Source organism: Fervidobacterium islandicum, from assembly GCF_000767275.3.
Classification (GTDB): domain Bacteria; phylum Thermotogota; class Thermotogae; order Thermotogales; family Fervidobacteriaceae; genus Fervidobacterium; species Fervidobacterium islandicum.
Map to the genome: position 1 here is coordinate 1,098,703 of NZ_CP014334.2, position 14,366 is coordinate 1,113,068.

General features: G+C 41.1%; 13 protein-coding genes. 8 read left to right on the forward strand and 5 right to left on the reverse strand.

Annotated features, from left to right (window positions below):
* Nucleotides 1-24: 24 nt before the first annotated feature.
* Nucleotides 25-978 (forward strand): ABC transporter ATP-binding protein, encoded by a 954-nt coding sequence (locus NA23_RS05165; protein WP_052107152.1) that lies wholly within the window; start codon nt 25-27, stop codon nt 976-978.
* Complete coding sequence (locus NA23_RS05170; protein ID WP_033191753.1) at nt 963-1,910, forward strand: ABC transporter ATP-binding protein; 948 nt, start codon at nt 963-965, stop codon at nt 1,908-1,910. Before NA23_RS05165 ends, NA23_RS05170 begins: the two co-directional genes overlap by 16 nt.
* Here NA23_RS05170 and NA23_RS05175 read toward each other — a convergent pair whose 3' ends face one another.
* Genes NA23_RS05175 through NA23_RS05195 form a run of 5 tightly spaced genes read right to left on the reverse strand, consistent with a single transcriptional unit; the run spans nt 1,911 to nt 7,130 of the window.
* Complete coding sequence (locus NA23_RS05175) at nt 1,911-2,786, reverse strand: BadF/BadG/BcrA/BcrD ATPase family protein (protein WP_033191754.1); 876 nt, start codon at nt 2,784-2,786, stop codon at nt 1,911-1,913.
* Nucleotides 2,787-2,807: 21 nt separating this feature from the next.
* Nucleotides 2,808-3,527 carry a GntR family transcriptional regulator gene (locus NA23_RS05180; protein WP_231882341.1) on the reverse strand — a complete coding sequence of 240 codons (720 nt, stop codon included), beginning with the start codon at nt 3,525-3,527 and terminating at the stop codon, nt 2,808-2,810.
* On the reverse strand, nt 3,524-4,489 hold the full coding sequence (murQ, locus tag NA23_RS05185) for an N-acetylmuramic acid 6-phosphate etherase (protein ID WP_052107154.1): 966 nt from the start codon (nt 4,487-4,489) through the stop codon (nt 3,524-3,526). Before murQ ends, NA23_RS05180 begins: the two co-directional genes overlap by 4 nt.
* The gene (nagZ, locus tag NA23_RS05190; protein WP_033191755.1) at nt 4,486-5,988 is read right to left on the reverse strand and encodes a beta-N-acetylhexosaminidase; all 1,503 of its coding nucleotides are present in this window, start codon (nt 5,986-5,988) and stop codon (nt 4,486-4,488) included. The genes murQ and nagZ overlap by 4 nt, the downstream gene beginning before the upstream one ends.
* A 47-nt stretch (nt 5,989-6,035) precedes the next feature.
* Nucleotides 6,036-7,130: an exo-beta-N-acetylmuramidase NamZ family protein gene (locus NA23_RS05195; RefSeq protein ID WP_033191756.1), complete on the reverse strand. Its 1,095-nt coding sequence runs from the start codon at nt 7,128-7,130 to the stop codon at nt 6,036-6,038.
* Between the two features lie 218 nt (nt 7,131-7,348).
* On the opposite strand from NA23_RS05195, the gene NA23_RS05200 reads away from it, so the two are divergent.
* The 6 genes from NA23_RS05200 (at nt 7,349) to NA23_RS05225 (ending at nt 14,357) form a co-directional block, all read left to right on the forward strand.
* Nucleotides 7,349-9,121 carry an ABC transporter substrate-binding protein gene (locus tag NA23_RS05200; protein WP_033191757.1) on the forward strand — a complete coding sequence of 591 codons (1,773 nt, stop codon included), beginning with the start codon at nt 7,349-7,351 and terminating at the stop codon, nt 9,119-9,121.
* Nucleotides 9,122-9,202: 81 nt separating this feature from the next.
* Nucleotides 9,203-10,180 carry an ABC transporter permease gene (locus NA23_RS05205; protein ID WP_231882343.1) on the forward strand — a complete coding sequence of 326 codons (978 nt, stop codon included), beginning with the start codon at nt 9,203-9,205 and terminating at the stop codon, nt 10,178-10,180.
* Between the two features lie 12 nt (nt 10,181-10,192).
* Nucleotides 10,193-11,272 carry an ABC transporter permease gene (locus NA23_RS05210; protein ID WP_033191758.1) on the forward strand — a complete coding sequence of 360 codons (1,080 nt, stop codon included), beginning with the start codon at nt 10,193-10,195 and terminating at the stop codon, nt 11,270-11,272.
* 12 nt (nt 11,273-11,284) lie between these two features.
* On the forward strand, nt 11,285-12,283 hold the full coding sequence (locus NA23_RS05215; RefSeq protein ID WP_084384047.1) for an ABC transporter ATP-binding protein: 999 nt from the start codon (nt 11,285-11,287) through the stop codon (nt 12,281-12,283).
* 30 nt (nt 12,284-12,313) lie between these two features.
* Nucleotides 12,314-13,312, forward strand: a complete 999-nt coding sequence (locus NA23_RS05220; RefSeq protein ID WP_033191759.1) for an ABC transporter ATP-binding protein — start codon at nt 12,314-12,316, stop codon at nt 13,310-13,312.
* A 37-nt stretch (nt 13,313-13,349) separates the two neighbouring features.
* Complete coding sequence (locus NA23_RS05225) at nt 13,350-14,357, forward strand: serine hydrolase domain-containing protein (protein WP_033191760.1); 1,008 nt, start codon at nt 13,350-13,352, stop codon at nt 14,355-14,357.
* The last annotated feature ends 9 nt before the right edge of the window (nt 14,358-14,366 follow it).

Genomic DNA, 14,366 nt, shown 5'->3' on the forward strand with positions numbered 1-14,366 from the left:
AAAGAATTGAGTAGAGGTGATACTGTGTTTGAAATAAAAGAGCTCAACGCTGGATATGAGTTCAGGAATAGGTTCGTACACGCTGTTAGAAATGTCTCACTTACTGTCGAAGAAGGGGACTTCTATGGGATCGCAGGCGAGTCAGGTTGCGGAAAATCTACGTTAGTGCTTGCCGCACTGAAATTGCTAAAAAAACCTGGAAAAATACTGTCCGGTCAGGTTTTGCTGGATGGTGTAGACGTTCTGTCTTTACCGGACGAAACGTTAAGAAAAATACGATGGAAGAGGCTTTCACTGGTTACACAGAGTTCTATGAATTCGCTGAACCCTGTCAAAAGGATAAAAGACCAAATGGCGGATGTGCTAATTAGGAACCATGGTTTTTCGAAAAGTGATGCATATAACTTGGTAAAAGAGAAATTGCAGTTGGTTGGGATTACCGCTGACCGCATGGAAAGTTATCCGCACCAGTTGTCTGGTGGCATGAGGCAACGTGTAGTTATTGCCATGGCACTGCTCTTATCACCGAGCGTTGTTGTAATGGATGAGCCGACAACAGCTCTCGATGTTGTGGTGCAAAGGTCTATACTTCAGCAAATCGAAGAGCTTAGAAAAAAGGAAAATTTTTCAACAATTTTTATCACACATGATATATCTCTATTATTCGAGCTTGCGAGTAAGATATCAATCATGTACGCAGGAGAACTTGTCGAGATCGGCCTTGCCAGAGATGTTTACACAAGACCGATGCATCCCTACACAAAAGGGCTTATCGAAGCATTACCAAGCATTTCAAAAGATTTGGATTCCTACAAGAGCATACCTGGTCGACCTGTCGACCTAGCAATACCAATACAAGGATGCCCATTCAAGGAACGATGTCCTTACGCTTTCGAACGTTGTGCAGTTGAAAAACCGCAGATGAGATACATTGAACTCGACGGAAATGGCAGGTGGGTTTCGTGTCATCTGTACTGAAGGTAGAAAACCTAAAGAAAGAATTTTCAATTAGAAAGGGATTTAATATACTTACAGTAAAAGCACTTAGAGGTGTCGATCTGGACCTTAAAGAAAATGAGATAGTCTCAATAGTTGGGGAAAGTGGATGTGGCAAGACCACCCTACTAAGAGTTTTGGCAAGGATATATGAACCAACAGCTGGAAAGATTTTCCTATTTGGTAGAGAATTACCTAAAAAGTTTGGAAGGAAAGAGGAACTCGAATTCAGAAAGAACGTACAAATGGTTTTTCAAGATCCCTTTGCCTCTCTCAACCCCACAAAAACCATTGCACATATGTTGGAAAGGCCTCTGAAGATTCATAAGATACAAAATAAGCAGCAAGTTATCGAGGATGTACTCCACGAAGTTGAACTGACACCTGTTGAGAGCTACCTGGAAAAGTATCCACATGAGCTTTCTGGGGGGCAAAGGCAACGCGTTGTGTTTGCGCGAGCTATTATAACTAAACCGAGAATAATCTTGGCAGACGAACCAACTTCTATGTTAGATGTCTCCATAAAGTCAGGTATTTTAAATCTGATGTTGAAACTTAGGAATGACTATAAGATAGCATTCCTACATGTTACGCATGACCTAGCCGCAGCAAAATATGTATCCGATAGGATAATGGTTATGTACGCAGGTATCGTCGTTGAAGAAGGCAATGCAAAAGAAGTCGTGAATAACCCACTGCATCCTTACACAAAATTGTTGAAAGAGGCGGCACCCGACCCTGAAAAAGTTTCGGCCACCAATTTTATCGATGCAGGTGAACCTCCGAGTTTGATAAATCCCCCGCCTGGATGTCCTTTCGCACCACGATGTAAGTTCGCCAGACCTGAATGTAGCAAAGAGGTAGATTTTGTGGAAGTTGAAGGAAGAAAAGTTAGGTGTGTGCTTTATAGATAGTTAATGAGGTTCTTCCGCACAGAACTTCACGTTGAGTGCCAGCTCAACGTGAAGTTTTTTATCAACAACCTCGGTATTGAAATCTTCGAGCTTTTGCTGAAAAGTGTTTTTGAAATACTCATTCTTGAACATTCCACCGAAGAGGTATATATCCTTAATGTTCTCTTTCTTAGCAAGTTGACGTACTTTTAACGTAAAACGGTTTACCTGGGACTCGATAACGTGTTTTGTAAGATCAGTCAACGGTATCGAAGATGCAAACGATGCGATTTTCGATTTGAAGTCCTTTCTCAGTTGTAGATTCGTCAATTCATATGGTGACGAAAAACCGTAGAAAAACTTTAGGCTATCAAAAACAGGGTCGTAGTCGTGTATACCGTCGATATAATCACAGTATCGTTCTATTATTTCCAAGACAATTCTAAAAGCTCCCGCTTCGTCTCCGAATAGATGGCCCCATCCACCTACACGTGTTCCTCTATTCGAAATAGCAATGCTGCCTGTGCCGCAAATGACAATTATCCCTGGCTTTTCTCTCAACAACAAAAGTCTAAGCGCTTCTATATCGGATAATACAATAACATGCACTTTGAAAAGGGCTTTCACAAGATTTTCGAAATTTTTCTTTCTCTTCTCATTGCCCGCCCCTGATACCGAGCATATAACTGTGCTTATATCATTCTGCGTTTCAAAAAAATGATTAATTCGATTTTTTATTTCATTCAAAACAATCAACTGTTGCTTAATTGTAGTTGCAGTTAAGTTAAGACCATATTCAACAATGGATTCGTAAACAATTTTGTTGTTTTGACTTTCCAGTAAGCAAAACTTTGTGGTCGTTCCCCCACCGTCTATTGACAAGACCAGCTTTGACATTACTATCAAACCTCTTTTTCTTCATTTCCGGATAACTCTGAATTTGTATTCGTCTCCTCTGTATACTGACAGAACATATTCAACACATTTGCCTGTCTCGGTGTACGTGTATCTTTTTCTCAGTATCGCACACTCACCATGTTTGATGTTCAAAAGTTGTGCTTCCTCTTTTGAAACCTTAGTAACTTCAAGGATCTCTTCTGCGTAAGAAAGCATGATTGAAAGTTCGTCTTGCAAAAAGTGGTAAAGCGAAGAAGTTTCCATGTCTTTGTGGAGAATATTGAGTATCCTGAGATCTACAGAAGGGTTTAGATACGCCGATTCTATCGCTATAGGTTTACCATCGATGTACCTGACACGTTTTAACAGAACTACCAAGGTTCCGGCTGGTAAACCGAACTGCTCTTGAGCTTCCAGAGGAACACTCACGAGCTTGTTTTCCAAAACTTTCGAGCTTACTTTCTTTCCTTTCATCTCGTCCGTGAAACCCGTCAGCCTGGTCAATTCTTCTTCACTCTCTACTCTCTTGATAAAAGTACCACTGCCTTTGGAACGAACAATCAAACCTTCGCGTCTGAGCTGTTCTAACGCATTCCTTACCGTGATCCTACTTGCCTTGAACTCTTTGCACAACTCCATTTCAGGAGGTAGTTTTCCATCTTTATAATACCCGTTAAGAATCCTTGTTCTTAACTCGGAATAAATCTTGTAATACAAAGGAAGCGCAGGGTTGTTTATCAAGATCTCTCCTCCTTTTTAATATTTTGAGCTTCTTCTACTTGGCTTGTGCTTATGTGTCTCATCACATGTGTAATACTACCGTAGTTTTCCAAAAGAACTTCACATTCGTTTTTGGATTTTCCAGTTAATATCATTAAGATAGCTACTTTCGTATTATTATCGGCAATTTTCAGATGTTCAGAAGCAGTTCTGTAATCCACACCCGTTACTTTCACAATTATTCGGATCGCCCTTTCTTTCAGCTTTTCATTGAGAACAAGAACGTCAACCATCTGATTTTTGTAAACTTTCCCAAGCTTAACCATCGTTGTCGTACTAATCATATTCAAAACCATCTTCTGCGATGTTCCAGCCTTCATCCTTGTACTGCCGGCTATTACCTCTGGGCCTGTTTTAATTGAAATCACGATGTCCGCATACTCCGCTAAGGCTGGTTTTGAAACGTTGCAAATTAAAACCGTTCTGGCGCCATGTTCTCTTGCAACATCGAGCACACCTCCTACGTAAGGTGTTCTTCCACTTGCTGTAATACCTATGACTACATCTCTACTCGATATAGTAACTTTTCGAGCATCCTCCCTACCAAGTTCGAAGTTGTCCTCAACAGCTTCGACTGATCTTTTCAAAGCTTCCTCGCCTCCAGCAATTAATGGAACAAATACATCAGGTGGCATTCCGAAGGTGGGAACCACTTCAACTGCGTCGAGATAGCCTATCCGACCGCTTGTTCCCGCACCCGCGTATATTACTCTTCCCTTATCCTTTATCGCTTCAACGCAAAAGTCGACGACTTTCGCAATTTTATCAAGAACCTCCGAAACAGCCAATGCAACCTTCCTGTCCTCATCGTTTATTATCCTCAATATGCTGAGTGTGTCAAGTTGGTCTATGTTTTCTGTCAAAGGATTTGGTTTCTCTGTTTCCAGTTCTTCAAAGGATGACTTTTTTGAAAAATTTATCATAAAAGCACCTCTCTTTCTTTAAAAGGTAGAATTCCTGTAGCTTTTACTTTACCAGTTAAAACTTTCAGAAGAGCTTCTTGCTGTACCACAAGGTTTCCGTACGTAGCTATCGAATTTCTAACAAGCAGTGCATCGTAAGGATTTCTCAGAGCAACCAAAAGAACGTTGGCATATTTCTCCAGTTCCATAATAATCTGTTTGAGAACGTCGCTTCGATAGGCATCGTAAGTGAATAACAAAATATGTTTTCCTTTCATCTCCTCTAAACTTGGCAAATTTTTCTCAGAGAACCACGAATACCTTACAGTGAAGTGTTTTGCCAGTTCCAGAACAATCTTCGGTACATTGTCATCCGGATTATCGCTGACAGGCGAGAACGGTGGGTTGACCATTGTAAGTATAGCATCTACCTCATTCAAAGGAATCTCCAAATTCTCTTGTCGAACGAATGTAACCGACCTTTCTGCAACTGTTTTCATTAAACTTTGATGTTCCTCGCAATTTACAATCTCAATTGATGGACGGTTTATATTCTGGACAGACTCTATAACTCTTATAACCTTTTCAAGTGTTTTAGATAATTTTGTCCTTAATGTCTGGTCACGATTTACAATTTCTTTGAAACCTTTAAACGCACGCAGCTGTAACTCTGGTTCATGGCAGATGGCCAACACATCGTTTCCAGCATCAAATGCCAACTTTACCCTATCTTCAACAGAGAATTTGCTCACACCACCCATCAACAAATCGTCAGACACTATAAGGCCCTGAAAGTTTAGCACCTTTCTGGCAATTCCTTGTACAACCTCTTTTGACAACGATGCAGGAAGTGCGTCACTTTGGATCGAACGTACGTAAACGTGCGACGGCATTAGTGCATCAGCGTTTAATCTTTTAAAAGGTAATAAGTCGAAGCTGAAAAGTTCATCGTACGACTTGTCGAGAACTGGTAAATCGTAATGAGGATCGACAGAAACACTACCAAGCCCTGGAAAGTGTTTTAAGCAGGTCACGACATTTGCATTTCTTGAACCTTCTAAGAATGCTGAGGCAAAAGCTATTACAGTACTGGCATCGTCCCCGAAAGACCTCGTACCTATCACAGGATTGAACGGATCGGTGTTGATATCGACAACCGGTGCCAAGTTAAAATCGATACCTACCGCCTTTAATTCTAAGGACATTGCATTTACTGCACGCTCAACTAATTGAGGATCACCGGTTGCAGCACAAGCCATGGCACTTGGCAACGTTGAAAAACCGTCCTTGAGTCTGAGAACACTACCACCTTCCTGGTCTACGGCAAAAACAGGACGGTAACCGAGAAAATTTGAAATATCCTCCGTTAATTTCTTTACTTGTTCCGGCGTTGAGATATTTCTTGAAAAAAGAATAACAAATCCAGGTCTAATTTCATTCAGGAGCTTTTTTGTTTCTTTGGTTAGCTCTTTTCCGTATATTCCTATCATAAAAACCTTGCCTGCATCTGCTTCCAACATAGTTTTCCACCCACTACTCACGAGATTAATTTGTTCTTTTCCTTGTACTAATCTTCGTTTTTGTAGAGGAGCACATCAGATATGAATTCAAAATAGTCATTCAAATTAAAATTCAGTAACTGATCCTTGCTTTCCATAAAATTCTCGACACCAGCAAGCATGTCTATCCTCTTATTGTTCACCTCAAATTCTTCGTAGCCTTGCAAGTATTCAAGAATAGCAACTGCTACTTCGAAAAAATTATCTTCCGGACTGGGAACAAATTCCAAACCGTTACAAACTTGATACGCATACTCTCGGAACTGCGGAATGAATTGCCTTTTTCTAAAGAGCATATTCGGAAACTTACCCTTAAGATAAGTGTACATTTCATCTTCGTCCAACCAAGGAGCACCGATGAATTCAAAAGGTTTAGTTGTACCCCTACCAACACTGAGGTTGGTAGCCTCAAAAAGACACAACCCAGCATAACAAATAAGTGAAGAAAAAGTTGGTAAGTTTGGGGACGGAACATTCCAAAAAGTATCAATTTTTGAAAAGTCTTCTCCGCTCCAGCCGACACATTTGATAATATCGATTTCCACGTCAAGTCCAAAGAACTTTTTATAGTACAGTGCCAATTCACCTGTTGAAAGACCATATCTAACTGGCAGCTCATAAGCGCCTACAATAGAATTAAGTGTTTGTGGAATCCTTGGACCGAAAAACCTCCTGCCAAGCGGATTAAATCTATCGAGCACTACTAATTTCTTTCTACACTTTGCACACGCCTTAACAACCTCAGACAGCGCATAGATGAAAGTGTAGTATCGTAAACCTACGTCTTGAATGTCGTAAATAACCACATCTACATCGTGTAACAAATCACAGTCCAAGGTGAACCTGGAACCGTAAATACTTGTGACCGGGATCCTGTAGCGAGGATGTATGAAATCCTCTATCTTTTGCCCATCAGCATTTAAGAACAATCCGTGCTCTGGAGTAAAAATTCTAACAACTTTTATTGCAGAGCGCATCAGTATGTCAAGCAAATGTTCCCCTTTTTGATTTACTGATGAGTAGTTAATTACGAGCGCTATATTGGATGCTTTGAGTTTTTCAATGTCTAATACATCGATACCGTTTAAAACTCTTTTCTTCATGACATCACCCATTCGAAAGGACTTATTTAAGAAGCTATATAAATGATATAACAAAGAAGCATATGTACAATATGTTGTTTTTATGATATTACAGCAAATATTGGCAAATAATATTCCTTAAGTGATCTATTCTACAGCTTTCTCATTTTTTCTGATTTTGCAAAAAACAAACAAAGTTCTATAATTTTGGTGGACACTTCCAAGGGGGTGAGTAGAGTATGAGAAAGTTGCTTGTATGGTTTTTGGTAGTTCTATCGGTTGTATTACTTGCCACAGAATTCTTCACCGAAGACAAGATGCTATGCAGTTCCTCACAACCGAAGACCGGAGGAACACTTAGATTGGCTTTAGCTTCAACACCAGAGTCCTTCCTTCTGTATGGTTCGCTGGATAGCTCAGCGTACACTGTTATAATGGGACCTCTTATGTCGCCACTTGTCGAGTACCACCCAATAACAAACGAGATTAGACCCGGGCTTGCCAAGTCTTGGACAGTCTCCAGTGATGGTAAGCAGGTTTGGTTCTACTTAAGGGATGCGTTATGGTCTGACGGAAAACCAATCACAGCAGACGATGTCATATTCACCATGCAGTATTTTGTGATGAACAAATATGCGCGTGGTAACTCAGTTGACAGATTTACGATCCCCGACGAAAAAGGTGTAAACAAGCCAATCACATGGACAAAGATAAACAACAAGGTTGTCAGAGCTGAACTCCCATCACCATACGGTGCGTTTTTAACAGTTTTGACAGCTGTTTACATCTATCCAAAGCATAAACTCGAACCTCTGATTGATAAGAACGATTTAGCTTCTGTGAACAAACTCTGGCTAACTAACGTTTCGCCGTCTGAAATCGTTGTAAACGGTCCTTACAAGTTGTCGCAGGTAATTGTGGACCAAAAAATTGTTTTGGAAAGGAATCCGTATTTCTGGAAGAAGGATCCATATGGTAACCAGCTACCGTACTTCGACAAGCTCGAGTACTTAATCATTAAAGACCCAGAAATTAGGCTTGCTAAGTTTATAGCCGGCGAAATTGACTACATGGCCATATCTGCCGCAGACTACCCAAGACTCAAGCAAATTGAGGTTGCAGGGAATGCTCCTTATGTGACATTCGCTTCTAAACCAGTCGGTTCTACACCAAGCCCTGTACATATCTCGTTCAATTTTGACACAGCAAACCCCAAACTGAGAGAGATATTTAGGAAGCTTGAATTCAGAGAGGCTATGGAATATGCTCTGAACAGGAACAGAATAATTGAGGAAGTTTACAACGGGCTTGCTATTCCAGGCGGTGGTCTCATGCTGCCAACTAACAAGGCGTTCTACAACCCAAAAGTGGAACAGCTCATGAGACCGTTTGATTTGAAAAAAGCAGCCAGCATTCTTGACTCACTTGGACTTGTCGACAAGAACAAAGATGGCCTTAGAGACTTTCCAGATGGCACAACTTTCGAATTCACAATTTTGGTGCAGAATCAACCAAAGGATTATCAACAAATCGCGTACATATTTAGCGAAGAACTGAAGAAAATAGGTGTGAAAACAAATCTCCAGATACTTGATTCCTCGGTCGTTGGGCAGATGTTTGGAGCTGGTAACTTTGAATGCGGTATCAGGGCTTTCGGAAATCAACCAGATCCGCAGTTAAGAAAGGCTATATGGCAACCTGGCCAGCAACTGTACTACTGGCACTATTCTACAATGAACAGAAACACAAATCCTCCATCACCTGTTTTCTCGGAGATGTTTGATTGGGAGAAGCGGATTTGGGAAATCTTTGAAAAAGCCCAGATAGAAATGAATCCGAAGAAGCGAAAGGCGCTCTACGATGAATGGCAGGAATTATACTACAAATACTTGCCGGTCATATTCGTCGCGAGACAGATGAACTTCTTTGGTGCTCATAAATCTCTTGGAAACGTTGTTCAGTCACCCGAAGGACTACCTACTTTCACTGTCTGGACAACCTTCAGAAAATGATTACTCCTTGACAAAAATCATCACAAGCGAGTGGGAGCTTTGCTCCCCTCGCTTTTTAAAATTCCACACGGGGGGAACAAGATGGAGAACCTGGTTAGCTTTATCGTACGAAGGATATTGATAATGATACCAATGATGGTTATAGTGTCGATAATATGTTTCACGATCACCGAGCTCCAACCTGGAGATTTCCTTTCACAGTATCTCGATAACCCAAGAATTTCACCTGAACAGATCGAAGCTTTAAAGCGTGAACTCGGGCTTGATAAACCAGCGTATTACAGGTACTTTTTGTGGGTCAGGAACATCGTTACAAAGCTCGATTTTGGTTATAGTTTTTCCTATCAGCGACCTGTCTTTGAGTTAATTTGGGAGAGAATGGGTTGGACTGTAGGAATATCGCTAATGACCATTCTTCTTCAATGGCTTATCGCTATACCCCTTGGTATCTTTTCAGCATTTCGTCCTTACAGCTTCTGGGATTACACATTCGCTGTCATAGCCTTCATAGGTATATCAATACCGGAATTCTTTTTAGCCTTGATCTTGATGTACTTCGCTTTAAATGCAGGATATACGTACATAGGGGGCCTATTTTCTCCTGAATTTATCGGAGCACCCTGGTCGCTTGCCAAATTTATAGACTTGTTAAAGCATCTTTGGATACCGCTGATAGTGATAGGTGTGAGTGGTGTAGGTGGGTTATACCGCATCATGAGAGCGAACTTGCTGGACACCATCGGTTCACCTTTCATAACAGCACTAAGGGCAAGAGGTTTGGACGAAGCTGTGATAAAAAGACACGCAGTTAAGAACGCACTTAATCCATTGGTAAGTATTGCGGGTATGGAGCTGCCAAATGTTTTTAGTGGCACTATCATAGCCTCAATCGTCTTAAACCTTCCAACAATAGGTCCATTTTTTTACAACGCGCTTTTGAATCACGACCAATACTTGGTTATGTCGTTTCTGATGTTTATAGCGTTCATAACACAGATAGGCAATTTGTTGGCTGATATAGCTTTGGCGCTCCTGGATCCAAGAATAAGGATAGCGTAAGGGGTGGAAGTAATGATTTCGAAGAGGATCATAAGACAATTTAAAAAACATAGACTTGGCGTCTTTGGTTTTTGGGTGGTGGTGATACTTTATGTGGTAATGATATTCAGCGATTTCATAGCACCATATAGCTACCAAACAACACACTCGAAATTTTCCTACGCTCCTCCCTCAAAGATACATTTTTATCACGAAGGCAAGTTTGTAGGTCCATTCGTTTATGGAGTAAAAAAAGAACGCGATCCTGTGACGTTCCTCCTGAAATTTGAGGAAGACAAGACTCAGATGTATAGGATTAAACTCTTTGTAAGAGGGGAAGAATACAGCTTTTTTGGTATAAAAAGCAACATACATCTCTTTGGTTTGGAAGCAGATCCCCAGGAAGCGATGCTCCTTCTCTTTGGCGCAGACAGATTCGGACGTGACCTTTTTTCCCGCACACTTATAGGTTCGAAGGTTTCTCTCACTGCGTGTTTACTTGGAACTTTTATCAGTTTGGTTATCGGTGCAATAATTGGTGCAATTTCTGGGTACTACGGCGGATGGGTCGATATTATCATACAAAGGATAATTGAGGTATTACGGTCCTTCCCACGAATTCCACTGTGGCTCGCACTTTCTGTTATATTGCCACCAAATTGGCCTAGTACATGGGTTTATTTCGGAATAATAATCGTTTTGTCGTTTATAGGATGGATGGGTGTTGCGAGAGTAGTTCGCGGGATGACACTTAGTTTAAAAGAAAAGGAGTTCGTAGTAGCTGCAAAGGTATGCGGTGTTAAAGACTTTAAGATTATAACAAAGCACATAATACCTAACTTATCCAGTTATTTGATAGTTGTCGCAACCCTGTCAATTCCAGGAATGATACTTGGTGAAAGTACCATAAGTTTCCTCGGGCTTGGAATTAAAGAACCAATGACGAGCTGGGGTCTTCTTTTAAAGGATGCACAATCACTGTCAGAAATAGCGATTCACCCTTGGTTAATCATTCCAGGAGCTTTCATAATGATTTCCGTACTCGCATTCAACTTCATGGGTGACGGTTTAAGGGATGCTATTGATCCCTACAGAACCGTCGAAAAGGTGTAAGAGGTGTTCAGCATGGAGACTATCAACCAAAAAGCGGAAATGCTGGAAAATGTGCTTGAAGTTGAAAACTTAAAAGTTCATTTTCGAACCCCTGAGGGTATTGTGAGAGCAGTCAATGGAATATCTTTCACGCTCAAAAAGCAAGAAACGCTGGCCCTAGTTGGAGAATCTGGTTGTGGGAAAAGCGTTACCGCTCAGGCGATAATGGGATTACTAAAATCTCCGCCTGCGATAATTTCCGGAGAAATCAAATTTAGATCTAAACCAATCACCGAGACGATGTTAATCAGCAGCATACGGGGTAAAAATATAACAATGGTTTTCCAAGAACCTATGTCGTCTTTCGATCCTCTTTACACGATTGGATATCAAATCGCTGAAGTAGTCGAAAAACATCTTGGTATAAAGAAGAAGGACTCAAAAGAGCTTATTATTTCAATGCTGAGGAGGGTACATATCCCTGATGCAGAACGTCGTTACAATGAATATCCTCATCAAATGAGCGGAGGAATGCTTCAAAGAATAATGATAGCCTTGGCGCTTATAACAAACCCGGAGATCCTAATTGCAGACGAGCCAACCACAGCTTTAGATGTAACCATACAGGCGCAGGTACTAAAACTGATGAACGAACTGAAACAAGAGATGAAAATGTCCACGATATTTATTACGCACGACCTTGGAATTGTTGCGGAGATCGCAGACCGAGTGATTGTCATGTATGCTGGTAGGATTGTGGAGCAAGGAAGCGTCTACGACATATTTGAATCTCCGTTACATCCTTACACAAAAGGGTTGCTTGAGTCAAAAATCAAATCTGCCATAAGAGGTAGGGAATTACCCTACATCCCCGGATTTGTTCCGTCTTCAACGCAGATACCCGAAGGTTGTCCATTCCACCCAAGATGCAAATATGCAATGAATATTTGCAGAAAACAAGAACCTGGTACTTTCGAGCTGGGTTCTCATGTTGTTAGTTGTCATCTTTATGCTGAAGAAAACAGAGCTTAAAGCTTGCAGAGCTTCGCGAGGTGAAAACAAATGAATTTTGATAGTCCTCAAAACAAGATAATTGATTTGGTGAATCTCAAGAAGTATTTCCCAATAAGAGCGGGCGTTTTTTTACAAATAAAGGGTTGGGTAAAAGCTCTTGAAAATGTTTCTCTGTCAATTCAAAAAGATACAGTGATTGGAGTTGTGGGTGAATCAGGGTGTGGTAAGACAACTTTAGCAAAGCTGATCGTTAAAATCCATGAACCTACTGAGGGGAAGATTCTGTTCTTCAAAGACGAAAAAGAATACGATGTTACACGCAAACTTGGAGATGTGAGTTCCGCTTTCAGAAGAGACATTCAGATGATATACCAAAATCCGTTTGATTCACTTGATCCGAGAATGAGCATATATGAAGTCATCGCAGAACCACTGCGAGCACATCGCATTTTTGAAAACAGGAAAGAAGAGCAAGAGTACGTAAAAGAACTTATGCAAAAAGTAGGTTTAAACCCAGATATGTTGAGTCGATATCCTCACGAATTCTCAGGCGGTCAAAGACAGAGAATAGCCATCGCACGTGCTATTGCTTTAAAACCAAGACTGATAGTTTGCGATGAACCGACCTCCGCGCTGGATGTATCGGTTCAAAACCAGATAATCAATTTACTTGCCAGCCTGAGGTCCGAGTATCATATGAGCTACCTGTTCATCTCACATAACTTAGACGTTGTAAGATATTTGAGTGATCGGATTTACATTATGTACCTTGGGAATGTGGTTGAAGAGGGAAACTCAGACGAAGTATTTTCAAGACCTCTTCATCCCTACACCATCTCTTTGATGCAAGCTATTCCAGACTGGAACCCAAAAGCTCGGAAATTTCATAAATTGACACTCGAGGGAGAGCCACCAAGTCCAATAAATCCACCTTCCGGTTGTCCGTTCCATCCACGTTGTCCATACGCTCAAGACGTATGCAAAAAAGAAAAACCTCAACCAACAGGAGTCGAACACAAAGTGGCTTGTCATTTTCCACAAGGATAGATCTTGAAAACAGTTATAGTCAGAAGGAGTGTTAGAAATGAGTAAAACGAATTTTTGGAAGAGGGTTGACGAGATTATATACTCAGGCATTGACGAGAAAGTGTTTCCAGGTGCAGTTCTGTTAGTAGGAGATCTTAACGGTGTCATTTACGAAAAGGCTTACGGCACGTTAGATGAAGAAACTCCTGTGGAACTTTCAACCTTGTACGATTTGGCAAGCATTACAAAAGTCATAGCAACGACGACCGCTGTCATGAAACTTCTCGAAGAAGGTCGCCTTACATTAAGCGATAGTGTGGGACTTTTTCTCGATGTGCCTGAGGAAAAGGCAAAGGTCACGATATTTGAATTACTAACGCACACTTCAGGTATTCAGCCTTACAGTGACCTGTGGAGAATATTAAGAGGAGAGCAATTAAAGAATGAAGTGATACGCATACAGCCAACTTGTCGCGGTAAGATGCAGTACTCATGCTTGAACTTTATTACATTGATGGCCATCGTTGAACAGATAACCAGTCAAAGTTTTGATACCTATGTACTAAGTTTGCTCGACCTACCGAATACTTTGTTCAGACCTCGGGAAGTAGAGAGATGTGCCCCCACAAGTGTGAGAGACGGAAAAAGGTTAAGGGGCGAACCCGACGATGAGTTGGCTTATTACATGGGCGGTGTTAGTGGAAATGCTGGTTTATTTTCAACCGCAAGGGACATACACACATACGTTCTTCGACTCCTCAAAGGTGAGTATGTTACAAAAAACGTTTTAAAACTTTTCACTGAAACACTTGTCCAAGATCCATCCGATCCGAATACCAAAAGACACTTGGGATGGATGGCCCCAGTTAAAGGAGGAAGCTCAGGGGATTTTGGCAACGAGCGAATGTTTGGGCATACTGGCTTCACAGGTACCAGCCTCTGGATAACTCCAGAAGGTCTTCATGTAATCTTGTTAACAAACAAATGTTTTTACGATCGCTGGGACCAGCGTATACAAAGAATAAGGATGCTTGTACATAACGTTATCTTTGCAAATTTGTTGTGAGATTGCTGG